This is a genomic window from Nonomuraea bangladeshensis, assembly GCF_039529455.1.
GTDB lineage: Bacteria > Actinomycetota > Actinomycetes > Streptosporangiales > Streptosporangiaceae > Nonomuraea > Nonomuraea bangladeshensis.
The window spans coordinates 628060-650661 of record NZ_BAAAMV010000008.1 but is presented as its reverse complement, the minus strand read 5'-3'; the positions used below and the strand labels follow the sequence as shown (position 1 = coordinate 650661).

The following is a 22602-nucleotide window of genomic DNA, read 5'->3' as shown; positions in this document are numbered from 1 at the left end:
GTCAGGAGTCCAGGAGCTCGCGCAGCACGTCGGGGCGGTTGGTGATGATGCCGTCCACGCCCTGGTCAAGCAGGCGGCGCATGGCGCTCGGGCTGTCCACGGTCCAGGCCAGCGTACGCATGCCGAGGGCGTGGACGCGCTGGACGTACGCGGCCGTGAGCGCGGTGTGCGGCGGGTTGATGAGGTCGGCGAACTTGGCCAGCCGCGGCAGCTCGGCGGCCGGCGGCGTGCCGAGGAGCCCGATCGGCACCTGCGGCAGATGACCGTGGAGGGTCCGCATGGATTGCCAGTCGAACGACTGCACCACCAGCAGGCCCGGTGCCTGCCAGGCGGGGTGCCTGCGGAGCTCGTCGGCGATGCGTCGCTCGATGCCCGGGTAGAGCGCCGGGGACTTGACCTCCAGGAGGAGGCCCATGCCGGAGCCGGCCATGGCGTCCAGCGCGTCGCCGAGCGTGGGCACCGGCTCGCCCGCGTACCGGGATCCGGCCCAGGAGCCGGCGTCGAGGCGGCGGATCTGGGCGAGCGTCAGGTCGCCGACCCGCCACGGCGACAGGTCGGGATAGACGTCCTCCACGTCGGTGGTGCGGGACAGGGTGGTGTCGTGCATCAGGACCAGCTCGTGGTCCTTGGTCTCCTGGACGTCGAGCTCGAACAGGTCCGCGCCCAGGTCGTCGGCCAGGTGGAAGGCGGCGATGGTGTTCTCGGGGGCGTACGCGGACGCGCCCCGGTGCGCGACGTCGATAGGGCTCGTGGTCGAGGTCTGGGCCCAGGCGGGGGTGGCGGCGAACGTCAGGGCGAGGGTGAGGACGAGGTGTCGGAACATGGGTCTCCTCCGTCGGGGAGAGGCCGATGAACCGACGGTGACAAGTGAGGGTGACTACGGGTTGAGTGCAGAGTAGACCACAGATGCCCAGGTGATGAGCATCCGACACGCCACAAAGCTCACACCGGCAGAAGGTGTCGTCACCGTTCGTTCAGAGGGTCGCGGATGCGGAGCCGAGTGCCGTCCCGTACAGGCGCGCCGCCCTGATCCGGATCACCAGCCGCCGGTCGGCGACCATCCGGCGCAGGAAAGCCCCCTCGTCCGCCGGGTCGGCCAGCCCCGCCTGCATGGCGAGCAGTTCCCTGCCCACCTCGTCCCCCGGCTCGCTGGTGACCGGTGACAGCTCCGCCGAGCCCTCGGCCACCGCGTACGCGTCGAAGCCGTCGCTGGCGACGTACAGCGCGCAGCGCGGGTCCCGGTGGAGCCGGCGCACCTTGGCGCGGTCGGCGAGGGACGAGATGCGGACGACGCGCTGCTCGGCGTCCCAGCGGTACAGCACGGTGGACAGCTGGGGGCGGCCGCCAGCGTCGCCGGTGGCCAGCGCGCCGAAGCGCTGCCGGGCGAGCAGCGCCGACAGCTCGTCGTCGGCGAGCGGGCGGAACGCCGGGTCCGCGCCCGGCGCGTACTGCTCCGACACCTGCCACCCCCGTCCGGATTGCGGAGGTATCACCCTATCCCTAGCCGGCGGTTGAACGTCTGGGCATCGGAGATCACCCAGTATTCGGCGAACCTGCCGTCCTCGGCCCGCAGGAGGTCGTGTCCGCTGAAGGCGATCCTGGTGCCCGGCTCGGCGGTCGCGCCGGGCAGGCCGCCCCGGTACGTCCCGGCGAACGTCCACCGCGCGGCGACCTGGTCCCCGTCCACGACCGGCCCCACGTCGAGCGTGAGCGTGACGTCCTCGAACGGCGCGTGCCCCTGCCGCAGCGCCTCGGCCAGCCCGTCGGGGCCGTGGACGTCCATGCCGGGCCAGTGCCCGACGAATCCGGGGGTGACCAGGTCGTGGGCGAGCCCGAAGTCGCCGTTCCACATGTCGAGCAGCCATCGTCGGTACAGTTCGGCGATCATGCGGGGCCCCTACCCCCATACCGATAGGTTACGAGTCGTGAACCTTGCTATTACCAGCGGATATGTCGTGCCTGTCGACGGCGACCCCATCGACGGCGGCACCGTGCTCATCACGAACGGGAAGATCGCCGAGGTCGGCGCGGACGTCCGGATCCCCGAGGACGCCACGATCGTGGACGCCGCGGGCGCGTGGGTGCTGCCCGGGTTCGTCGAGGCCCACGGCCACCTCGGCGTGCACGAGGAGGCCGAAGGGTGGGCCGGCAGCGACACCAACGAGATGACCGACCCCAACGGCGCCCGGCTGCGCGCGCTCGACGCGATCAACCCCGCGGACCTGGCCTTCGCCGACGCCCTGTCCGGCGGCGTCACCACCGCGGTGATCAAGCCGGGCTCCGGCAACCCGATCGGCGGCCAGACCGTCGCCGTCAAGTGCTGGGGCAGGTCCGTCGACGAGATGCTGATCAAGGAGCCGGCGAGCGTCAAGAGCGCGCTCGGCGAGAACCCCAAGCGCGTCTACGGCGACCAGAAGAAGCTGCCCTCCACCCGCCAGGGCGTCGCCGCGGTGATCCGCGACGCGTTCATGAAGGCCCAGGACTACCGGGCCAGGAAGGACGCGGCGGCCCGCGAGGACAAGCCGTTCGACCGCGACGGCACGATGGAGGTCCTCGTCCGCGTGCTCGACGGCGAGCTGCCCTGGTGCCAGCACACGCACCGGGCCGACGACATCGCCACCGCGCTGCGCCTGGCCGACGAGTTCGGCTACCGGCTGATCATCAACCACGGCACCGAGGGGCACCTGCTGGCCGACGTCCTGGCCGAGCGGAACGTGCCGGTGATCATCGGGCCGCTGTTCACCAGCCGGTCGAAGGTCGAGCTGCGTCAGCGCTCGCTGCGCAACCCCGGCGTGCTCGCGCGGGCCGGCGTCGAGCTGGCGATCACCACCGACCATCCCGTGGTGCCGATCCACTTCCTCGTCCACCAGGCCACGCTCGCGGTGAAGGAAGGGCTCGACGCCGCGGAGGCGCTGCGCTCGATCACCGTCAACCCGGCCCGCATCATGGGGCTCGCCGACCGGGTCGGCGCGCTGCGCCCGGGGCTCGACGGCGACGTGGTGATCTGGTCCGGCGACCCCCTGGACGTGATGAGCCGGGCGCTGCGGGTGTTCATCTCCGGCAAGGAGGTGTATTCGTACACGGACGGTGAGGCTTCGGTGGCGGACCCGTACTACCGGGAATCAAGCAGCCGTTAAGCGCTTGTCGATGCGGGGGGCGCATAGTGGGCGGACCGAAGGGAAGAGAGGCACCACCATGACTGCACCGACGCTCGCGCAGCGCCCCAGCAAGGCTTTGCTGCTCGGTCTGGTCGTCTCCGGGCTCCTCGCGCTCATCACGCTGGCGGTCATGCTGGTCGCGGGCGGTCCCGTCGGGTTCGGGCTGTCCATGCTGCTCGCGTTCGCGCCCCTGCCGGTGCTGCTCGCCGCGGTCCTCTCCCTCGACCGGCTGGAGCCGGAGCCGAAGCTGCACCTCGCCTTCGCGTTCGCGTGGGGCGCGGGGGTGGCGATCGTCCTCGGCATCGCCCTGACCTTCGTGGGCCAGGAGTGGGTGAAGACCGGCTACGGCTCCGCGGTCGCCGAGAGCATCGGCACCGTCTACCTCGCCCCCGTGATCGAGGAGGCGCTCAAGGGCGCGGCCCTGCTGCTGCTCCTGCGCCGCCGCCAGGAGATCGACAACCTGACCGACGGCATCGTGTACGCCTCCATGGCCGGCCTCGGCTTCGCCGCCGTGGAGAACGTCGGCTACTACCTGCTCGCGTTCGGCGCGGACGGGCCGGGGGCGGCGATCCAGCTCTTCGTGGTGCGGGGGCTGATCGACCCGCTCGGCCATCCGATCTACACCTCGCTGATCGGGCTCGGCGTCGCCTACGCGATCACCCGCCGCACGACCTTCAGGTACGCCATGATCCCGCTGGGCTACCTCGGCGCGGTCTTCCTGCACGCGCTGTGGAACGGCGCCGCCAGCACGGGCTCGCTCACCTGGCTGGGCGGCGCCTACCTGGTGATCATGGCGACGCTCGTCACGCTGGTCGTCGTGACCGTGAACGAGCGCCGTCACCTCGTCGGCAAGATGGCTCTCTACCTGCCGATCTACCAGCACACCGGGCTGATCTCCGACGCCGACGTCCGCATGCTCACCACGCTCCCCGCGCGCAAGGCGGCCCGCAAGTGGGCCAGGCGGGCGGGCCTCGGCCGGGCCATGAGCGACTACCAGCAGGCCGCGACCGAGCTGACGATCCTCCATCTGCGGGCCGAGCGGAGGGAGCTGGACCCGGTCAGGTTCGCGGTGGAGCGGGACGCCTATCTGGGGGTCATGGCCCAGGCGCGGCGCTGGTGATCGGACAGCGCCGTTGATCGGGCGGCGCTGGTGATCGGACCGGCGCGGTGCCGGAGCGATCAGGCGGCCGGCCCAGCAGCCGACCGCGCAGCCGCCTGTGCAGCCGCCTGTGCCGCTGCCCGGCTGGACGACTGGCCTGACGACCGGCTGAACAATCGACCCGACGACCGGCTCGACGACCGGGCGGCTGACCAGACGGCGAGGGCCGTCACGGCGGTGAGCACGACGCACGCGCCGATCGCCACGTCCGCGCCGCGCGCCGGCCCCAGCGCCCCGACGACCGCCGCCACGCCCGCCGCCCCGAGGGACGAGCCGACATACCGGGCGGTGTTGTTGGCCCCCGACCCCATGCTCACCTGGTGCGCCGGCACGCTCTCGACGGCCAGGTGGGTGATCGCGGAGTTGATCAGGCCGGACCCGGCGCCGCTCACCGTCAGCCCCGCCACGACCAGCGGCAGCGACAGCGCCGCGCCCACGCCGAGCAGCGCGGCGAACCCGGCCGCCGTCAGCGCGAGCCCCAGCGCCAGCCGCGCGGCCGAGCTCAGCCGGACGTGCCGGGTCAGCAGCGAGCCCGCGAACGACAGCCCCGACCAGACCGCGAACAGCAGCGCCGTGTCCAGCGCCGTCAGCCCGTGCGCGACCTGCAGCACGGTGGGCAGGTAGTTGAGCAGCCCCACGATCGCGGCCCCCACGACCATCGCCGACCCCGTGCTCAGCAGGAACGCGGGCCGCCGGAACAGCGCCAGGTCCAGCAGCGGCTCCTCCCGCCGCCGCTCCACCGCCACGAACGCCGCCAGCAGCACCGCCGCCAGCACGAAGGCGCCCGGCACCACGGGCCGCGTCCAGCCGGCCCGGCCCTCGGTCACCCCCGCGACCAGCGCCGCCACGCCCAGGGTGAGCAGCACCACGCCGGGCACGTCGAAGCGGCGCCGCGCCGGCGAGCGCGACTCCTCCAGCCGGCGGGCCGCGGCGATCGCCAGCGCGGTGGCCGAGACCGCCATCAGCGCGTAGACCGTACGCCAGCCGGTCAGCGCGGCGAGCGCGCCGGACAGCAGCGGGCCGAGCAGGGTGCCGAGGCCCATCATGGCGCCGTACCTGCCGGTGGCGCGGACCCGCCCGGGCCCCGGCGGGTAGGCGTGCCCGACGATGCCGAGGCTCGCGGCCAGCATCGCGGCGCTCGCCCCGCCCTGGACGAGCCGGGCGGCCACGAACACGGCCACCGACGGGGCCGCCGCGGCCACGGCGCTCGCGGCGGCCAGCACGAGCGAGCCCGCCACGAGGACCCGCCTGCGGCCGTGGTCGTCGGCCAGCCCGCCGGAGACCAGCAGCAGCGACGCCAGCCCGAGCGCGATCGAGCCGAGCATCCACACCGGCCCGGTGGGCCCGGCGTGGAGGTCCCGCGCCATCTCCGGCAGCGTCACCATCGGCAGCGTGAAGTTGGACAGCACCAGCAGCGGCGCGACGGAGGCCACGGCCAGGGTTCCGCGCCGCACGACCTGAGTCGGTTCGGTCAATGAACTCATAGCGCCGGACGGTATCACGGTTCGGTGAATGAACTAACATGGGGTGCATGGCGCTCGGCAAGAACTACGACGGTCAGGACTGCTCCTTCGCCAAGACCCTGGAGGTGCTCGGCGAACGCTGGACGCTGCTCGTGGTCCGTGACGCGATGTGCGGCGTGCGCCGTTTCGCCGACTTCCAAGCCCACCTCGACATCCCCAAGGCGGTGCTGTCCCAGCGGCTGAGCGCGCTCGTCGAGGCCGGCGTGCTCGAACGGCGCCGCTACCAGGACGCGCCGCCCCGCGACGAGTACGTCCTGACCCCCATGGGCCGCGAGCTGTGGGTGCCGGTGCTGGCCCTCGCCCAGTGGGGCGACCGTCACCTGACCGCGAACGGTCCCCGGCGGCTGTACGCCCACGTCACCTGCGGCTCACTCCTGGATCCCTACTCGGTCTGCGGGACGTGCGGCCGGAGCGTGCCGCTTGAGGAGGTCGAGGTGCGGCCGGGGCCGGGGCTGCGCGACGACAAGCGTACTGACCTGGTCAGTCTCGCCCTTCGGTCGCCGCACAGGATGCTCGCCCCGATCCCTGACAAGATGGGGGAAACCCCTGAAGGGAGATCACATGAGCTGGGCGGAAATCGGGTCCGAGGCCGAGCTGCGCGAGCTGCTCGGTGAGGTCATGCCGAGGGCGGCGACCAAGGAGCGGGCGCGGCTGCACGAGCGCGACCGCCAGTGGCTGGCCGCCTCGCCGTTCTGTCTGATCGCCACCTCCGACGAGCACGGCGCGTGCGACGTCTCGCCCAAGGGCGACCCGGCCGGATTCGTCCACGTGCTCGACGACGCCACGATCGCCATCCCCGACCGGCCCGGCAACCGCCGCGCCGACGGCTTCATCAACATCCTGCGCAACCCGCACGTCGGACTGATCTTCCTGATCCCCGGCCGCAACGAGACCTTGCGCATCAACGGCCGAGCCCGGCTCGTCCGCGAGGCCCCGTTCTTCGACGAGCTGGTCGTGAAGGGCCACCGCCCGCACCTGGCGATCGTCGTCGAGATCGAGCAGATCTTCTTCCACTGCGCGAAGGCGTTCCTGCGCTCGTCGCTCTGGAAGCCAGAGACCTGGGGCGACGACCTGCCCTCGCACGCGCGGATCACCAAGGACGTGCAGAAGGTGGAGGAGTCGCTGGAGGAGCTGGAGGCGTACTACGGCGCGACCTACGCCAAGAAGCTGTACGCCTCCTAGCGTCAGGCGGCGGGCGCCGGGCCGCCGGGGAAGCGGAGGACGTTGCGGCCGGTGTAGGCGCGCAGGTCGACGACCTTGGGATCTGCGGGGGGCTTGCGGCGGTCTGCCGAACGGATGTCGCGGACCTTGTGCCTGGCGATGTGTGGCGGCACCACCACAAGCCTCTTCATCGTAAGCCCCCCGTGATGTTTTCGTTACTGATGTTATCTATCGATACCCCCGTAAGTTCGGTGTAAGAAGCAGGCAAAAGGACCCGGTCAGCGCGGCGGCAGCCGGCCTTGGCTCGCGGAGCCGGAGCCGGGCCGCCGGTTCGGCGGCCCGGTTCCAGCGCGGCTCCAGCCCCGTTCCGGTCAGGCGCCGGGCGTGAGCCGGGAGGTCACGCCGACCCGGTTCCAGGCGTTGATCATCGCGATGGCCGCGATCAGCAGCGCGAGCTGCTTGTCGTCGTAGTGCTCGCGGGCCTGCTCCCACACCGCGTCCGGCACGGCCTCCCGGTCGGGCAGCCGGGTGGCCTCCTCCGCGAGCGCCAGCGCGGCCCGCTCGGCCGGGGTGAACACCGTGGCCTCGCGCCAGGCGGCCACCATCCACATGCGCTCGTCGCTCTCGCCGGCCTTCTTCATGTCACGGCTGTGCATGTCCACGCAGTAGGCGCAGCCGTTGATCTGGCTGACCCGCAGCTTCACCAGCTCCAGGGTGGCGGTGGGCAGCTCGCTCCCGTGCAGGATCTTCTCCACCTCGATGAGGTGGTGGTAGATCTCGGGCACGTGCTTGACGATGTTGATCCGCTGGCTCATGGCAGCCTCCCGTAGGTGTTTCGCGCTTACGGGTACTGGACGGGGCAGGCCGCCGCGATGTGACAACCTCGGACCGGGAAATCTCAGCCCTTGCAGTTGCCCCAGCTCTGGCGGCCGCCCCACGCCTCGACGCGGTTGTCCGGGTCGCGGGTCCAGCCGGCGTAGCGTACGCACTTCCAGCTCCCGGCCAGGTGCCCGGTCTCTGCGTAGTAGCGGTATTTCTGGGCGTCCTCCGATTTGCCGCCGCCGCGCACCTCCAGGTAGGCCCCGGTGACGGTGCGGACGCCCCGGTACGCGGTCTTGATCGCGGCGACGCAGTTCTGGCCGCTGCGCTTGTTGTACATCAGGTAGACGTGCCCGAAAACGGCTCCGCCGCGCGTCTTCATCGCGCGGTGGCCGTCGTCGACACGGTGGAAGCCGGAGCCGCAGATGCGCTCCGGCGTGTGCGCCGCCGTGGCGGCGTAGGCGGAGGAAGGAAGCGCGGCGAGCCCGGCGGTGGCCAGGGCGGCCGCGAGAACGGTACGTGCGAGCACGGTCATCCCTTCGAGGGGAAACAGGGTCGGCGACGATCTTTACTGGCTCTTGACCGTGATGGCAAACGGAGCCGGAATATGGCGCTTTCTTGGGAAAGGTACGCCCAGGAACCGGGTATCCCCCCGGCGGATCGACTACCGAGGGGATCACCATGGCCATCTGCGAGACCTGCGGCAACGACTACGACATGGCGTTCGAGGTGCACGCGCAGGGCGCGGTGCACACCTTCGACTGCTTCCAGTGCGCGATCGAGGCGATGGCGCCGATCTGCGAGCACTGCGGCACCAAGGTCATCGGGCACGGCGTCCAGTCGGGCGAGCATTGGTACTGCTGCGCGCACTGCGCCCGCCAGGAGGGCAGCGACGGCATCGTCGACCGGGTGATGGCGGGCAGCGCCACCACCTGAGCCCCGGCTAGGCCAGCAGGGGACGCAGCCGCGCGACGGCCTCCGCCAGCGGCTCCGCCGGCACCGGAACGGCCAGGTCGAGGGCCACGTCGCCGTCCCGGTGCTCCCATACGCCCACGACCCGCCCCTCGTGCACGACGACGGGGGAGATCCAGCCCGCCTGGCGGCTCACCCTGGCCTTGAGCTCCGGCGGGATGAGCGGGGCGAGCGTGCGCGGCGCGCCCAGGATGTACTGGTCGAAGCCCGGCAGCAGGTGCACGGCCGTGGACGGGCGGCCGGCGGCCAGCTCGTCCACGTGCTCCGACAGCGCGAGCAGCGTGAGCCCGTCGTCGGTCTCGACCTCGGTCAGCTCGGGCGCGAGCGCGTGGAACCAGCCCTTCAGCACCGCCTTGCGCGCCGTCCCGCCGAACAGCCACCCGTCGAACATCTCCGGCGTCGCCGGGCCGTGCGCGCCCAGGAAGGCGCGCGCCACCCGCACGCCCGCCTCCTCGTACGGCGGCAGCTCGCCCGGCCACCCCGGCACCCAGCCCGCGGGGGTGGTGAAGGTCACCCGGCCCTCGCGCGGCGGGCCGTAGCACAGCTCGCCCAGGCGGCTGAGCGGCTTGAGCAGCGCCCCCCAGCCGGACGCCAGCGCCTCGCGCAGCCGGGTCCGGCCGGTCACCGTCACCACGGCGTCGACCAGCTCCTCCCGAGTCAGCGGGTCGCCCTTCAGCGCCTCGGGAACCGCCTCCATGATCAACGCGATCTCGTCGGCCGTCACCCCGTGGCCGCGCTGCCACGAGCCCTTCTCCCAGAACCGCAGCGTCGCGAGCGCCGCGCAGTAGGAGGCCAGCTCGTCGGCGGGCACCAGGTGCAGCGTGCCGCCCCGCATGAGCCAGGTCTTGACCAGGGTGCGCTCGGACCACAGGGCGCGGGCCACCTCCCCGCGCTCCGGCTCGGCCTGGCGGACCGCCACCGCCAGCTCCGCGGACGAGGCCACCTGCGCCTGCACGCCGCAGAGCCGCCTGGCGACGCTCACGGCGTCGCCGCCGTCGGCGCCGCTCACGAACTGCCTGCGCAGCCGCCAGGCGAGGATCTGCCCCCAGCTCACCCGAATCGTCATCCGCCCTTTCTACCGGACCCGGCCGACATTCCCGCCGGCCGGGATCACGGGCTCAGGCGGTGAAGCCGATGTTCTCGTAGTGCAGGTCGTAGAAGCCGCGCGCGCCCACGTTGGCCAGCGTCTCCTTCACGGCCACGTTCTGAGGTCGCTGGTAGAGGGGCAGGACGTTGACCTCCTGCCACAGCAGCCGGTCGGCGACGTTGGCGAGCGAGCGCCCCTCGGCCGGGTCCAGGCTCTGCGCGGCCCGGCTCATGGCCTCGTCGATGGCCGCCGACCCGGTGCGGCCGAAGTTGGCGTTCCACGTCTTGCCGTCGGGCGCGTTCGCGTAGATGCCGAAGCTGCTGGAGACGGGGTACGGCGTGCCGATGTAGGAGAACGGCGTGATGTCGAAGTTGCCGGGGATGACGTAGCTGGTGAAGAAGTCGCCGCTGGGCACCGACCGGATGGTGAGCTTCACCCCGATCTGGGCCAGCATGCTCTGCGCCAGCTCCCCCTCCTGCTTGCTGATCTGCACCCCGGACGGCACCACGAAGCGCAGCTCCAGCGGCTTGCCGTTCTTCTTCCGCACCGCGCCGTCGAGCCGCCAGCCGGCTGCGTCCAGGAGCTGCCGCGCCCGCGTTGGGTTGTAGGCCCCGTGTTCGCCGGCGTTGTCCTGGTAGCCCTCCTGGGTGTTCATGAAGAAGTGGTTGTCGAGCAGCGCGATCGGCCAGTCCAGGCCCTGGAGGTCGGACTGCGCGATGGCCTGCCGGTTGATGCCGAGCTGAACGGCCAGGCGCACGTTGCGGTCACGCAGCAGCTCGCTGGAGCCGTTGAAGGTGAAGTGCCGGAAGTCGGGGCCGGCCGCCTGCCGCACCTGGGCGCCCGAGGTGGCCCTGGCCCGCGCGAAGTCGGGCGCGGACGGGCCCACGTCGATGATGTCGAGCTCGCCGTTGCTGAACGCGCCGATCAGCGAGTCCTGCTCGGCCGCCCGGTAGATGATCCTGTCGAGCTTGGCCCGGTCGCCCCACCACGCGTCGTCCCGCACCAGCGTGACTGTCTTGGCCGTCTGGTCGAACCCGCCGAACTTGAACGGCCCCGCCGTCACCGGGATCCTGTTGAGCCACCCGGTGTTGAACGCCTCCGCCGAGGAGTTGGTGGCGGCCGGCAGCAGCGGCCCGAACAACGACTGCCAGTCGCCGAACGGCCGCGCGAACGTCACCACCACCTCGTGGTCGTCCTTGCCCCGCGCCACCTTCTCGATGTCCTGGTAGCCGGTCGCGGAGGCGATGCGATAGGCGGGGTCCTTGCCGTTGAGCGCCCGCCACTGGGCCTGGTAGTCGGCCCAGGTGATCGGCTTGCCGTCGGACCAATGGGCCTTCGGGTTGAGCGTGTAGGTGACGACCTGCCGCGGCCGCCGCGCCGTGACCTCGGCTTCCAGCACGTAGTCGCGGTCGGGCGTGATCTCCGCCTTCTCGTCGGAGTAGAACGGCGCGGGCAGCAGCGCGTTGCTGACCGACGCCGCCACCGCCAGGTTGCCGTCGACGTGGTTGCGGTTCCATTGCGCGGGCAGCTCGTTGATGCCCCACCGGAGCGTGCCGCCGTCCTTGACCTGGTCACGCGGGCGCGGATTGATGTCGAACGCCCTGATCGTACGGTCGTCGCCCCGGCCCCCGGCGCCTCCCGCGCCGCCGCCGGAGCGGCCCCCGCAGCCCGTCAGGGCCAGCGGCGCGGCCACGGCCAGGGCGAGGACGAGACGTGCTGCTTTCATCGAGCGGTTCCTCCTGGTCTATACGACGACACGCCTCTCGGCGTAATGGCAGGCCGCGCCGTGGTCCTCGCCCAGCGTCCGCACGTCGGGCTCCACCTGGACGCAGAGCCCGCGCTCTTCGTCGGTGAGCTCGCCGCGGAACTTGGGGCACCTGGTGCGGAAGCGGCAGCCCGTCGGAGGGTCGGCCGGGCTCGGCAGGTCGCCCTCCAGCAGGATCCGCCGCCGGGAACGCTCGCGCGCCGGGTCGGGCAGCGGGATCGCTGACAGCAGGGCCTGGGTGTACGGATGCATCGGGGTGTCGTAGACGGCGTCGACCCGGCCGATCTCGGCGATCCTGCCGAGGTACATGACCGCCACGCGGTCGGCGAGATGCCGCACCACGGCCAGGTCGTGCGCCACGAACAGGTAGGACAGCCCGAGCCTGGCCCGCAGCGCGCCGAGCAGGTTGATCACGCCGGCCTGGATCGACACGTCCAGCGCCGAGACCGGCTCGTCCAGCACCAGCAGCCGGGGCTCCAGCGCCAGCGCCCGCGCGATGCCGACGCGCTGCCGCTGACCGCCGGAGAAGTCCTGCGGGTAGCGGGCGGCGTGCTCGGGATCCAGGCCGACCAGCGCCAGCAGCTCGGCCACCCGCCGCCCCGGCCGCCGGTGCCCGTGCGTGCGCAGCGGCTCGGCGACGATGTCGTGGACGGTCATGCGCGGGTCGAGCGAGGCCAGCGGGTCCTGGAAGACCACCTGCAGGTCGCGCCGGATCGCGGTGCGCTCGGCCCGGCCGAGCCGGGAGGTGTCGCGGCCGAGCACGACGATGCGGCCGGCCTGCGGGGCGGCCAGCTCCAGGATCTGGGTGAGCGTCGTGGTCTTGCCGCTGCCCGACTCGCCGACCAGGGCCAGCGTCTCGCCCTCGCGGATGTCGAAGCCGACCCCGGCCACCGCGTGCACGGTGCCCACCCGCCGCCGGAACACCGCCCCCTTGACCAGCGGATAGTCCTTGACAAGGCCACTGACCTCCAGCACCGTCCGCCGATGCCGTGCCCGCGCCCCTTCCGCTCGCTCGACGCCGACCGCACTGGCTACGGCGCCCGCACCGGCTGCACCGGAACCGACGGCGTCGCCGGGGCCGGCGAGGACAGTGGAGCCGGCGGTGTCAGCGAGGACAGCGGGGCTGGTGTCGGCGAGGCCCGCGGGAACTGCGGCGTCGGCGGGGCCGGTCGGGTCGGCGAGGCCGGCGGGGCGGACTTCCTCCCAGCGGATGCACGCCGCCCAGTGCCCCTCGCCCACCTCGTACAGCGGAGGCTCGCGCTCGTCGCAGGCGGCCACGTGCAGCGGGCAGCGCGGCGCGAACGGGCAGCCGGGCGGCAGCGCGCCGGGGGAGGGCGGGCTGCCCTCGATCGGCGTCAGCCGCCCGCCGTGGCGGTCGATGCGCGGCACCGAGCCCAGCAGCCCCACGGTGTAGGGCATGCGCGGCCGGTAGTAGACGTCGTCGACGCCGCCGACCTCGACGGGGCGGCCGGCGTACATGACGAGCACCCGGTCGGCGAAGCCGGCCACCACCCCCAGATCGTGCGTGATCATGATGATCGCCGCGCCGGTCTTGCGCTGCGCCGTCTTCAGCACCTCCAGCACCTGCGCCTGCACGGTGACGTCGAGCGCGGTGGTCGGCTCGTCGCAGATGATCACGTCGGGGTCGTTGGCGATGGCCATCGCGATCATCACGCGCTGCCGCATGCCGCCGGAGAACTCGTGCGGGAAGGCGAGCGCCCGCTCGGCCGGGCGCGGGATGCCGACCAGCTCCAGCAGCTCCACCGCCTTGACCAGGGCGTTCTCCCTGCTCACGCGCTGGTGTACGCGCACGGCCTCGGCGATCTGGTCGCCCACCCGGTAGACCGGCGTGAGCGCCGACAGCGGGTCCTGGAACACCATCGAGATCGTCCGGCCGCGCAGCGCGTCGAGCTCGCGTGCGGGCGCGCCGATCAGCTCCTTGCCGTGCAGTCGCACCGACCCGGTGACGCGCGCCCCCGGCGGCAGCAGGCCCATGACGGCCGCCGAGGTGACGGACTTGCCCGACCCCGACTCGCCGACGATGGCCAGCACCTCGCCGGGCAGCACCGCGAAGCCGACGCCGCGCACGGCCGGCACCCCGCCGAAGGTGACGCCGAGGTCGGTGACCTCCAGGACCGGTGGTCTCATCGCGCCCTCTTCGCCGCAGGGTCGAACGCGTCGCGCAGCGCGTCGCCGACGAGGTTGACCGCGAGCACCGTCACCACCAGCAGCCCGGCCACGAACCAGAATGTCCACGGCGCGTACATGGCCGTCCTCGACCCGTCGGCGATCAGCGTGCCGAACGACACGTCGGGCGGCTGGATGCCGAACCCGAAGTAGGACAGCGACGTCTCGGTCAGGATGGCCGCGCTGACGTTGAGCGTGGCGTCCACGACGAGCAGCGACGACAGGTTGGGGATCACGTGCCGGAAGACGATGCGCACCGGCGGCACGCCCATGTAGCGGGCGGCCTGGATGAACTCCCGCTCCTTGAGCGAGATCGTCATCCCCCTGACGACCTTGGAGGTCACCATCCACAGGAACAGCGCCAGCATGACCACGAACAACACCCACTGCCCGGCCCCGAACAGCGGCGACATGATCGCCAGCACGAGGAAGGCGGGCAGCACGAGCAGCAGGTCGGTGGTCCAGCTCAGCACGCGGTCGGTCCAGCCCAGGAAGTAGCCGGCGAACGCGCCGACGAGGGCCGCGAGCGCCGTGGAGACCAGCGCCGCCAGCAGGCCCACGACCAGCGACTTCTGCATGCCGCGCAGGGTGAGGGCGAAGACGTCGGCGCCCGTCTGGAGCGTTCCGAACCAGTGGTCGGGGGAGGGCGGCTGCAGGAACGCGGTGAAGTCCTTGTCGGTGTAGCTCCACCGGCTGACCAGCGGCCCGGCGAAGGCCAGCAGGAACATGGCCGCCAGCACCGCGAAGCCCGCGATCCCCTGTGGGGAGCGGAAGAACCGCCCGGCCACCACCCGCGTCCGGGAAGGGACGCGCGTGGTCGCGCCGTCGCTCAGCTCCTCGGCCAGCTCCTCCTGCGACAGCGTCATGCGGACCGCACCCTCGGGTCGAGCGCCGCGTGCAGCAGGTCGGCGGCGAGCGAGGCGCACAGCACCGCGACGCCCGCGAGCAGCGAGATGGCGGCGACGGTGTTGACGTCGTTGCTGAAGATCGAGTTGATGAGCTGCTCGCCCAGCCCGTGCCAGCCGAAGATCTTCTCGGTGAACGTGGCCCCGGTCAGCAGCGCCCCGAACGTGAACGCGAAGTAGGTCGCCACCGGGATCAGCGCCGTGCGCAGCGCGTGCCGGAGCAGCGCCTTGCGCCGGCTCAGCCCCTTGGCCACGGCGGTGCGCACGTAGTCGGCGCCGAGCACGTCGAGCATCATGTTGCGCTGGTAGCGGCTGAAGACGGCGGCGAGCCCGACGGACAGCGAGATCGTCGGCAGGACGAGGTGCTGCACCCGGTCCACGGCCTGGCCCCAGAACCCGGCGGTCAGCCCGTCGGTGTACTCGCCGCTGACCAGCAGCACCTGGTGGCCGAAGACCCGCTCGTTGGCCCAGGACGCCAGCAGGATCAGCATGTTGGCCACCACGACCACCGGCACCGCGAGCACCACGAACGACAGGCCGGTGGAGAGCCGGTCGAACCAGCCGTACTGCCGGACCGCGGCGAGCGCCCCGGCCAGCACCCCGATCAGGCTGCCGAAGAACACCCCCAGGATCACCAGCCGGAACGTCACGCCCATGCGCCGCCTGAGGTCGTCGCCGACCGGCGAACCGGTGATCGTCCTGCCGAAGTCGCCCCGGACCACCCCGCCCGCCCAGGTGGCGTAGCGCTGCAGCAGCGGGACCTTGTCGTTGAGGTTGAGCGCGGCGAGCTGCGCGTCGACCACGGCGGGCGGCGGCTTGGGCGTGCGGTCGGCGTAGTTGGAGCGCGGGTCGAGGGCGACGGCGGCCAGCAGATAGGAGAGGCTGGCGGCCACCACGACGAGCACGGTGTAGCCGAGCAGCCTGCGGACCAGGAACCCGGCCATCGCCCTCCCTCCGCCGAGCACGCTACGCAGTCATATAGCTACACCATGCGACGGGTGGGTGCACGCAGCAGGAAGAAGTCAGCGGCCGGAAAGTTCGTCCACGGCGGCGGCGACGTCCTCGCTCGTGATCGTGGTCAGCTCGGCCGCGCTGGCCGCCGAGCCGGCCCCGGCCTGCGCGGCCAGGCGTACGTCCCGACGCATCGCGGCGCGCTCGAACAGCGAGCGGGCGAAGCGGCCGTTGCCGAGGCCGTCGATCAGCCGCTCCGCGCAGACCCAGGTGAAGACCTCGTCGAGGTTGCGCAGCGCGCCCTCGTCGAAGGTGTCGCCCGCCTTGGACGCGAGCAGGACCGCGATCTCGCTCAGCTCGGCGGGGGAGTAGCTGGGGAAGGCCACGCGCTGGTTGAACCGGCTGGCCAGGCCGGGGTTGGTGGCGAGGAAGCCGTCCATCTCGCGCTCGTAGCCGGCCAGCACGACCACGAGCCGGTCGCGGTCGTCCTCGGCCCGCTTGAGCAGCGTCTGCACGGCCTCGGCGCCGAAGGCGTCGCCGCCCTGGTAGCCGGGGTTGACCAGGCTGTAGGCCTCGTCGATGAACAGCACGCCGCCGAGCGCCCTGTCGATCAGCTCGTTGGTCTTGATCGCCGTGGCGCCGAGGTGCTGGCCGACCAGGTCGGCGCGGTGCGCCTCGACCACGTCGGGCCTGGCCAGCAGGCCGAGCGCGGCGAAGACGCGGCCGAGCACCCGGGCGACCGTGGTCTTGCCGGTGCCGGGCGGCCCGACGAAGACGAAGTGGCGCATCTGCTGCGGCGTCGGCAGCCCGCGCTCCTGCCGCATGCGGGCCACCTGGAGCTGCGCGGCGATGGCGTGCACCTGCCGTTTGACCGGGGCCAGGCCCGCCATGCGGTCGAGGTCGGCGAGCGCCTCCTCCAGCGTGGGCGTGGCGGCGTAGCCGCGGAAGCGGGCGGTGAGGTCGTCGAACGCCTTGGTGACGTCGGCCGTGGTGGTCGTCACGAGGTCGGCGGTGGTCGGCGTGCCGCCCGCGCCCACCACGCGTACGTCGCGGGCCTGCGCGGCGGCCTCGACCAGGCTGCGGGCGAAGCGGGCATTGCCCAGCTCGTCGACCAGGCCGCGGCGGTGCACGTCGTCGTACAGGCCGAGCAGGACGCGCCGGGTGTCGGGGCTCATCTGGTCGCCCCGTCGCCGCTGGAGCAGCTCGGTGACCTCGACGAGCTCCTGCGGGGAGTAGCCGGGGAAGCGCACGCGGGTGGCGAAGCGGCTGGCCAGGCCGGGGTTGCTGGACAGGAAGCCGCTCATCTCCTGCTCGTAGCCGGCCAGGATGATGATCACCCGGTCGCGGTCGTCCTCGGCCCGCTTGAGCAGGGTCTGCACGGCCTCGGCGCCGAACCGGTCGGGCTGGCCGTCGGAGGAGTTGACCAGCCCGTACGCCTCGTCGATGAACAGCACCCCGCCGAGCGCCCGGTCGACCAGCTCGTTGGTCTTGATCGCGGTCGCGCCCAGGAACTCGCCCACCAGGTCGGCGCGCTGCGCCTCGACCACGTAGGGGGTCTCCAGCAGGCCGAACGCGTAGAAGATCTTGGCGAGCGCGCGGGCCACCGAGGTCTTGCCGGTGCCGGGCGGGCCGACGAAGACGAAGTGGCGGGTGGGCCGCTCGCTGGCGTAGCCCGCCTCGGCCCGCAGCCGGGACGCCTCGATGGAGGCGGCGATCGAGCGCACCTGCTCCTTGACCGGGGCGAGCCCGATCATGCTCTCCAGCTCGGCGAGCGCGTCCTCGACGGAGATCTGGGGCGGCCCGCCGGCTTTGTCCTGGGCGGTCTCGGGGCGGCCCTCGCGGGCCCTGACCCTGACCTGCTCCTCGACGGCGTTCTCGGCCCTGGTCCGGCGGGCCAGCAGGAGGCGCTGGACGAGGACGGCGAGCGCGGCGGCGTAGCCGACCCAGACCGAGACGGTGGCGGAGACGGGGGACAGGGCCGCGGCGAGCAGGCCGGCGGGCAGCAGCGCCGTCAGGGTGGTCACCCACGGTGTCACCCAGCGGATGAGGTGCGCGGCGCCGGCGACCGGCAGGGCCAGTGCGACCATCAGGTGCACCGCGAACGAGCCCGCGGGGTAGAGCCGCGCGAACGCCTGCAGCGCGAGCGCCATCCAGCACACCACCACCAGCGTGGTGGCGGCGGCGCGGGGGAAGCGCATGGTGAGCGCGATGAAGGCGAGCGCCAGCAGGACGAGGGGGAAGGTGCTCAGCAGGTCCCAGCCGAGCGCCGCGCCCACTCCCATCGTCGCGACGAGCACGACCACGTAGAGCACCCGCCGCACCCCAGGGGGGATCCGGAAGTAGCGCTCCCGCACCTGTTCGAACAGATCCCGCGCTGCGGCCCGCCCCGCGGCCTGGGCCCTGCCGGACTCACGCATCACGCCTCCCCGGTCCGCCCCCGGTTATACCGCACTGGACGGACGATTAGGCGTTTCTGACACGCTGTGCCGAGGTCACGAAAGCGGCGATCTGACGGCCGAGCTCGGCGCCGGCGTCCTCCTGGAGGAAGTGCCCGGCGCCCTTGATCACGGGATGCTCCAGGCCGGAGGCCCCTGCCATCGACTTGAGCAGGATCGGCCGCATGCCTCCGGTGATCGGGTCCCCGTCGGAGAAGGCCACCAGGAACGGCCGCTCCAGCGTGGTGAGAACCCGCCAGGCTGCGCGGTTGGCGGGCGCGGCGGGGTCTTCGGGGGAGGTGGGCACGAGGCCGGGCATGGCCCGCGGGCCCGCCTTGTACGTCTCGTCGGGGAACGGCGCGTCGTAGGCGGCCCGCACCTCGGGCGGCAGCGGCGTCCTGCACCCGGCCTGGACGAACCGGGCGATGTCGAGCGCCGGGGCGTTGAGCACGGACGCGCGGAACCGGTGCCAGACCTCGGGCATGGGAATGTCACCCGTCGGCAACCCCGTGTTGGCGGCCACGATCCGGGCCACCCGCTCCGGGTGCTCGGCGGCGATCCGCAGCCCGATGAGGCCGCCCCAGTCCTGGCCGACCACGGTCATGCCGCGCAGGCCGAGCGCGTCGAGCAGCAGGGCCCTGGTCCACTCGACGTGCCTGGCGTAGGTGTGGTCGGCGAGGTCGGCGGGCTTGTCGGAGCGGCCGAAGCCGATCAGGTCGGGCGCGATCGCGCGCAGCCCGGCCGCGGCCAGCTCGGTCATGACGTGGCGGTAGAGGAAGGACCAGCTCGGCTCGCCGTGCAGCAGCACGACCGGCTCGCCGCCGGCCGGTCCGGCCTCCACGTACGCCATCCGCAGGCCGTCGCCCACCTCGGCGTAACGGGGCTCGTAGGGGAAGTCGGGCAGTCCGGCGAAGCGCTCGTCGGGAGTACGCAGGATCCGCATAGAACAAAACTCTAGTCACCGGCGCTGGTGCCGCCCAGGGAACTCGCCCACCGACACCTGCTTGGGCGTCACCCGCAGCACGTCGGCGTCGGCGAGCGCGACGCCGCGCACCTCCACCCAGAACCGCCGCTGGAGCGGGTCGGCGGCGAACACCGCCACGCGCGGATCGGCCTCGATCGCCTCCCACGCCTCGGTCCCGGCGATCAGGCGCAGCTCGCCGGTGGAGGTGACGGAGGCGGCCGCGCCGGCGACCCGGGGGCCGCGGCCGTCGCCGTAGGACAGGACGACGTCGCGGGCGTAGGAGATGGTCCGGCGCGCCTCGGCGGTCAGCGCGGCCGACGGCCCTGATCCCATCGGCAGGTCGCACATGACCAGCGCGGCCCGCCACGGCCCTGGACCTCCCCGCCACCAGGCCCGCGCGGCCCGCGCCGCGAACACCGCCACCGCCGCCGCGAGCGCCCCCAGCCCGATCCGCCAGGCCCACGCCGAGCCCAGCAGCCCGCCGGTCGCGCAGGCGGCGGCGGCCAGCACGACCAGCAGCGTCGCGGCCAGGAGCCACCGGTCGTCCGCGCGGCGGGCGCGCAGGCAGCCGCGCACCACCGGGTACGGCACCGCCAGCGCCGCCACGGCCGCCCGCGGCTCCACCACGAGCGCCCCGCCCACCACCGGCACCAGCACCGACCACGTCCTGACCAGGACGATCCAGAGCGTGACCCCGACGTCGCGCCGCGCCGTACGGTCGGGACCGGCGAGCAGCGCCTGCTCCAGCGCCCGCAGCGGCCGGCCGCGCCAGGACTCCGCCATCGCCCGCACGGCGGCGAGCGCCGGCCAGCCGAGCACGACGACGCCCGCGAGCCCGGCCCAGACCGGGTCGAGCGCGCGGGGCACGGCGGGCGCCGTCCCGAGCACCAGCCAGGCGGCGAAGGCCGGCACCGACACCACGGCGGCCACCACGCCCGCGCCGAGCCACGGGTCCCGTCCGAACATGGCGGGCACGTACGACCAGACCCGGACCCGCCGCGCCTGCCGCACCGTGAGCGGCACCAGCAGCGCGAGCACCGCGAACCCGGCGAGTCGCGCCCGCGTCCCCCAGTCGAAGGCGAGCGCCGCCGCCGCGATGGCGACGGTGGCCACGGCGACCAGCAGCCTGGCCTGCCGCGACCAGACCTCCAGCGCCCGCCTGGCCCTGCCGGTGTCGCGCGGGTCCACAGGCCAGGCCGGATCGTGGTGCGGGCGGGGCCGTTCCCAGCGCAGCAGCGCCAGCGCCAGGTTCACCCTGGCCTGCGGATGGGCGGGGGCGACGGCGAGCGCCGCGCGGTAGCGTCGCGTCGCGCCGGCGTGGTCGCCGCGCAGCAGCGCGAGGTCGCCCAGCAGGACCTCGGGGTCGGCCTCCTCGGGCGCGAACCTCCTGGCCTGCTCGGCGTGCCCGACCGCGTCCGGCCAGCGGCCGGGGCGGCGGCGCAGGACGGCGGCCAGGCGCAGGCGGGCGAGCCAGGAGCCGGGCGCCAGCGTCACGGCCCGCTCGGCGGCGGGCAGCGCGTCGGCGTCGCGGCCCAGCCGCTCGTGGGCGAGGCTGATGAGCCGGTACGCCCACTCGGCCCCGGGATCGAGATCGGCGGCGCGGCGGGCGGCCTCCAGCGCGGATTCGGGGCGGCCGGTGTTGAGCCTGGTCAGCGCCTCGTCGCACCATTCGCGTGAGGACCTATCCTGAATGTCATCGTTCTTACCACTTGGATCGGTCCCCACCCCTCCATGATCGGTTGGGGGGCCGACGTTGGATAGATACCGACATATGGCTGTATCTCTCTAGAGAGGTGCGCCAGACCGTGGATCAGGCGATACCGCTATGACAAGCGCGTGCCATGGCCTAAGCTGCCACGCAAGCCGGAGCGCAAGAGCCGGGGCGCCGCCGTCCTGAAGGGGCGGGCGCGAGACCGTGGCGCGCGAGCGGCCGACCACCTGCGCGTGCGGGCCCTGTCAGCGGATCGGCCTGCAAGGAGGCCCATGACCGTCACACAGGCCGCACCGCTCGTCAAGACGTCCGCGAGCCGGCCGGGCGAGCGCCGCTGGTCCGTCCTGGCGCTGCTCTGCCTGGCGCTGCTGCTCATCACGGTGGACGCGACGGTTCTGCACATCGCGGTGCCCGCGCTCACCGCCGCGCTCGAACCGAGCGCGGTGCAGCTCCTGTGGATCATCGACGTCTACTCGCTCGTCGTCGCGCCGCTGCTCATCATGTTCGGCACGCTCGGCGACAAATACGGACGCAAACGCCTGGTCCTGTGCGGTTTCGTGCTGTTCGGTCTGGCCTCGGCCGGGGCCGCGTTCGCCCCGACGCCGCTGACGCTGATCCTCGCCAGGGCGCTGCTCGGCGTCGGCGGCGCGATGATCATGCCCGCCACGCTCTCGCTCATCCGCCAGGTCTTCACCGACCGGCGCGAGCGGGCGATCGCGCTCGGCATCTGGAGCGCGGTGGCCGCGGCAGGCGCCGCCGTCGGGCCGCTCGTCGGCGGGGTGCTGGTCGGCTTCTGGTGGGGCGCGGTCTTCCTGATCAACGTGCCGATCCTGCTCGTGCTGCTGCCCGCCGCCGTCCGCCTGCTGCCCGACTCGCCCGTACGCAGGGACCGCCCCTGGGACGCCGCCGGCGCGGCGCTGTCGGTCGTCGGCCTCCTCGCGCTGGCCTTCGGGCTCAAGGAGGCCGGTTCGGGCACCCTCATGCCGATGTGGGCGTCGCTGCTGGTGTTCCTGGCGGGCGCCGGGCTGCTCGTCGCCTTCGTGAGGCGGCAGCGGCGGCTGGCCGTGCCGCTGCTGGAGCTCGGGCTGTTCCGGCGGCGGGAGTTCACCACCGGCGTCACCGGGGTGCTGCTCGGCGTCTTCGCGCTGGTCGGGCTCCAGCTCATGCTCGCCCAGTACCTGCAGCTCGTGCTCGGCGACAGCCCGGTGCGCGCGGCGGTGCGCATGCTGCCGCTGGTGCTGTCGGCGATCTGCGGCGGGCTCGCGGCGGCCCACATCCTGCCGCGCCTCGGCCTGCGGGCCACGATGAGCGGCGGGCTCGGGCTGGTCGCGCTGGCCCTCACCCCCACGCTGAGCTGGGGCGTCGAAGGGCACCCCGTGATGCTGGCCGTCTGTTTCGTCGGCATCGGGTTCGGGGTGCAGGTGGCGCTGCTGGCCGCCTCCGACACCATCATGTCCGCGGTACCGGAGTCCAGGGCGGGAGGGGCGGCGGCCATCGAGGAGACCGCGTACGAGCTGGGCGCCGGCCTCGGCGTCGCCGTGCTCGGCACCGTCACCGCCATCGCCTACGCCCCCGCGCTGGCCGCCGTGCCCGGGGTTTCCGCGACCCGCATGGACGAGGCCCGCCAGTCCCTAGCCTCGGCCGCGCACGTCGCGCACCAGGTGGGCGGCAGCGCGGGCCAGGCGCTGCTCGACACCGCCCGGTGGGCCTTCGTCAACGCCCTGCACACGACCGTCGTCGTGAGCGTCGTCCTGCTGAGCCTGACGGCCGTCGCGGTGGCCGTGCTGCTCCGCCGTCCTTGAGGT

Annotated in this window: 21 protein-coding genes; 6 read left to right on the top strand and 15 right to left on the bottom strand. The window is 72.8% G+C overall.

Features of this window, described 5'->3' with window-relative positions:
• Position 1: 1 nt before the first annotated feature.
• The 3 genes from ABD292_RS29115 to ABD292_RS29105 all read right to left on the bottom strand — a co-directional run bounded on the left by ABD292_RS29115 (position 2) and on the right by ABD292_RS29105 (position 1888).
• Positions 2-823: a glycerophosphodiester phosphodiesterase gene (locus ABD292_RS29115; protein ID WP_344212778.1), complete on the bottom strand. Its 822-nt coding sequence runs from the start codon at positions 821-823 to the stop codon at positions 2-4.
• A gap of 151 nt (positions 824-974) precedes the next feature.
• Positions 975-1460, bottom strand: coding sequence for a TIGR03618 family F420-dependent PPOX class oxidoreductase (locus ABD292_RS29110; RefSeq protein WP_344212776.1), 486 nt, complete (start codon positions 1458-1460; stop codon positions 975-977).
• Between the two features lie 29 nt (positions 1461-1489).
• Entirely contained in the window at positions 1490-1888 is a 399-nt protein-coding gene (locus ABD292_RS29105) for an ester cyclase (protein WP_344212774.1), read from the bottom strand.
• 37 nt (positions 1889-1925) lie between these two features.
• Here ABD292_RS29105 and ABD292_RS29100 point away from each other — a divergent pair, with 37 nt between their 5' ends.
• Both ABD292_RS29100 and ABD292_RS29095 read left to right on the top strand, forming a co-directional pair.
• Positions 1926-3137, top strand: coding sequence for an amidohydrolase (locus ABD292_RS29100; protein WP_344212772.1), 1212 nt, complete (start codon positions 1926-1928; stop codon positions 3135-3137).
• A 58-nt stretch (positions 3138-3195) separates the two neighbouring features.
• Positions 3196-4278: a PrsW family intramembrane metalloprotease gene (locus ABD292_RS29095; RefSeq protein ID WP_344212770.1), complete on the top strand. Its 1083-nt coding sequence runs from the start codon at positions 3196-3198 to the stop codon at positions 4276-4278.
• Positions 4279-4337: 59 nt separating this feature from the next.
• Here the strand turns inward: ABD292_RS29095 and ABD292_RS29090 are convergent, their stop codons facing one another.
• Complete coding sequence (locus ABD292_RS29090; protein WP_344212768.1) at positions 4338-5801, bottom strand: MFS transporter; 1464 nt, start codon at positions 5799-5801, stop codon at positions 4338-4340.
• 47 nt (positions 5802-5848) lie between these two features.
• On the opposite strand from ABD292_RS29090, the gene ABD292_RS29085 reads away from it, so the two are divergent.
• The gene (locus ABD292_RS29085; RefSeq protein WP_344212765.1) at positions 5849-6454 is read left to right on the top strand and encodes a winged helix-turn-helix transcriptional regulator; all 606 of its coding nucleotides are present in this window, start codon (positions 5849-5851) and stop codon (positions 6452-6454) included.
• On the top strand, positions 6402-7022 hold the full coding sequence (locus ABD292_RS29080; protein ID WP_344212763.1) for a pyridoxamine 5'-phosphate oxidase family protein: 621 nt from the start codon (positions 6402-6404) through the stop codon (positions 7020-7022). Before ABD292_RS29085 ends, ABD292_RS29080 begins: the two co-directional genes overlap by 53 nt.
• A 2-nt stretch (positions 7023-7024) precedes the next feature.
• On the opposite strand, the gene ABD292_RS29075 is transcribed toward ABD292_RS29080, so the two are convergent.
• From ABD292_RS29075 to ABD292_RS29065, 3 genes are all read right to left on the bottom strand, one after another.
• Positions 7025-7192: a hypothetical protein gene (locus tag ABD292_RS29075; RefSeq protein ID WP_344212761.1), complete on the bottom strand. Its 168-nt coding sequence runs from the start codon at positions 7190-7192 to the stop codon at positions 7025-7027.
• A 180-nt stretch (positions 7193-7372) separates the two neighbouring features.
• Positions 7373-7816 carry a carboxymuconolactone decarboxylase family protein gene (locus ABD292_RS29070; protein ID WP_344212759.1) on the bottom strand — a complete coding sequence of 148 codons (444 nt, stop codon included), beginning with the start codon at positions 7814-7816 and terminating at the stop codon, positions 7373-7375.
• Positions 7817-7899: 83 nt separating this feature from the next.
• Positions 7900-8355, bottom strand: coding sequence for a hypothetical protein (locus tag ABD292_RS29065; RefSeq protein ID WP_344212757.1), 456 nt, complete (start codon positions 8353-8355; stop codon positions 7900-7902).
• 146 nt (positions 8356-8501) lie between these two features.
• On the opposite strand from ABD292_RS29065, the gene ABD292_RS29060 reads away from it, so the two are divergent.
• The gene (locus tag ABD292_RS29060) at positions 8502-8756 is read left to right on the top strand and encodes a hypothetical protein (RefSeq protein WP_344212755.1); all 255 of its coding nucleotides are present in this window, start codon (positions 8502-8504) and stop codon (positions 8754-8756) included.
• Positions 8757-8763: 7 nt separating this feature from the next.
• On the opposite strand, the gene ABD292_RS29055 is transcribed toward ABD292_RS29060, so the two are convergent.
• From ABD292_RS29055 to ABD292_RS29020, 8 genes are all read right to left on the bottom strand, one after another.
• Positions 8764-9858 carry a winged helix DNA-binding domain-containing protein gene (locus tag ABD292_RS29055; RefSeq protein ID WP_344212753.1) on the bottom strand — a complete coding sequence of 365 codons (1095 nt, stop codon included), beginning with the start codon at positions 9856-9858 and terminating at the stop codon, positions 8764-8766.
• A gap of 52 nt (positions 9859-9910) precedes the next feature.
• Positions 9911-11605: an ABC transporter family substrate-binding protein gene (locus ABD292_RS29050; RefSeq protein ID WP_344212751.1), complete on the bottom strand. Its 1695-nt coding sequence runs from the start codon at positions 11603-11605 to the stop codon at positions 9911-9913.
• An 18-nt stretch (positions 11606-11623) separates the two neighbouring features.
• Entirely contained in the window at positions 11624-13792 is a 2169-nt protein-coding gene (locus tag ABD292_RS29045; protein ID WP_344212749.1) for a dipeptide ABC transporter ATP-binding protein, read from the bottom strand.
• Positions 13789-14697 carry an ABC transporter permease gene (locus ABD292_RS29040; protein ID WP_344212747.1) on the bottom strand — a complete coding sequence of 303 codons (909 nt, stop codon included), beginning with the start codon at positions 14695-14697 and terminating at the stop codon, positions 13789-13791. The genes ABD292_RS29045 and ABD292_RS29040 overlap by 4 nt, the downstream gene beginning before the upstream one ends.
• The gene (locus tag ABD292_RS29035) at positions 14694-15680 is read right to left on the bottom strand and encodes an ABC transporter permease (protein ID WP_344212745.1); all 987 of its coding nucleotides are present in this window, start codon (positions 15678-15680) and stop codon (positions 14694-14696) included. The genes ABD292_RS29040 and ABD292_RS29035 overlap by 4 nt, the downstream gene beginning before the upstream one ends.
• Positions 15681-15758: 78 nt before the next feature.
• Entirely contained in the window at positions 15759-18104 is a 2346-nt protein-coding gene (locus ABD292_RS29030) for an AAA family ATPase (RefSeq protein ID WP_344212743.1), read from the bottom strand.
• Positions 18105-18150: 46 nt separating this feature from the next.
• Positions 18151-19065, bottom strand: a complete 915-nt coding sequence (locus ABD292_RS29025; RefSeq protein ID WP_344212741.1) for a haloalkane dehalogenase — start codon at positions 19063-19065, stop codon at positions 18151-18153.
• 15 nt (positions 19066-19080) lie between these two features.
• The gene (locus tag ABD292_RS29020; RefSeq protein WP_344212739.1) at positions 19081-20811 is read right to left on the bottom strand and encodes a tetratricopeptide repeat protein; all 1731 of its coding nucleotides are present in this window, start codon (positions 20809-20811) and stop codon (positions 19081-19083) included.
• Between the two features lie 258 nt (positions 20812-21069).
• Between ABD292_RS29020 and ABD292_RS29015 the strand changes: the two genes are divergently transcribed.
• A complete protein-coding gene (locus ABD292_RS29015) occupies positions 21070-22599 on the top strand; it encodes an MFS transporter (protein WP_344212737.1) in 1530 nt (509 codons plus the stop codon).
• Positions 22600-22602: the final 3 nt, after the last annotated feature.

Bases quoted from the DNA above. Each gene is read 5' to 3' on its own strand.
- ABD292_RS29115 (WP_344212778.1), bottom strand. From the start codon at position 823: ATGTTCCGACACCTCGTCCTCACCCTCGCCCTGACGTTCGCCGCCACC.
- ABD292_RS29105 (WP_344212774.1), bottom strand. From the start codon at position 1,888: ATGATCGCCGAACTGTACCGACGATGGCTGCTCGACATGTGGAACGGC.
- ABD292_RS29095 (WP_344212770.1), top strand. From the start codon at position 3,196: ATGACTGCACCGACGCTCGCGCAGCGCCCCAGCAAGGCTTTGCTGCTC.
- ABD292_RS29090 (WP_344212768.1), bottom strand. From the start codon at position 5,801: ATGAGTTCATTGACCGAACCGACTCAGGTCGTGCGGCGCGGAACCCTG.
- ABD292_RS29085 (WP_344212765.1), top strand. From the start codon at position 5,849: ATGGCGCTCGGCAAGAACTACGACGGTCAGGACTGCTCCTTCGCCAAG.
- ABD292_RS29080 (WP_344212763.1), top strand. From the start codon at position 6,402: ATGAGCTGGGCGGAAATCGGGTCCGAGGCCGAGCTGCGCGAGCTGCTC.
- ABD292_RS29075 (WP_344212761.1), bottom strand. From the start codon at position 7,192: ATGAAGAGGCTTGTGGTGGTGCCGCCACACATCGCCAGGCACAAGGTC.
- ABD292_RS29070 (WP_344212759.1), bottom strand. From the start codon at position 7,816: ATGAGCCAGCGGATCAACATCGTCAAGCACGTGCCCGAGATCTACCAC.
- ABD292_RS29065 (WP_344212757.1), bottom strand. From the start codon at position 8,355: ATGACCGTGCTCGCACGTACCGTTCTCGCGGCCGCCCTGGCCACCGCC.
- ABD292_RS29060 (WP_344212755.1), top strand. From the start codon at position 8,502: ATGGCCATCTGCGAGACCTGCGGCAACGACTACGACATGGCGTTCGAG.
- ABD292_RS29055 (WP_344212753.1), bottom strand. From the start codon at position 9,858: ATGACGATTCGGGTGAGCTGGGGGCAGATCCTCGCCTGGCGGCTGCGC.
- ABD292_RS29050 (WP_344212751.1), bottom strand. From the start codon at position 11,605: ATGAAAGCAGCACGTCTCGTCCTCGCCCTGGCCGTGGCCGCGCCGCTG.
- ABD292_RS29045 (WP_344212749.1), bottom strand. From the start codon at position 13,792: ATGAGACCACCGGTCCTGGAGGTCACCGACCTCGGCGTCACCTTCGGC.
- ABD292_RS29040 (WP_344212747.1), bottom strand. From the start codon at position 14,697: ATGACGCTGTCGCAGGAGGAGCTGGCCGAGGAGCTGAGCGACGGCGCG.
- ABD292_RS29035 (WP_344212745.1), bottom strand. From the start codon at position 15,680: ATGGCCGGGTTCCTGGTCCGCAGGCTGCTCGGCTACACCGTGCTCGTC.
- ABD292_RS29030 (WP_344212743.1), bottom strand. From the start codon at position 18,104: ATGCGTGAGTCCGGCAGGGCCCAGGCCGCGGGGCGGGCCGCAGCGCGG.
- ABD292_RS29025 (WP_344212741.1), bottom strand. From the start codon at position 19,065: ATGCGGATCCTGCGTACTCCCGACGAGCGCTTCGCCGGACTGCCCGAC.
- ABD292_RS29015 (WP_344212737.1), top strand. From the start codon at position 21,070: ATGACCGTCACACAGGCCGCACCGCTCGTCAAGACGTCCGCGAGCCGG.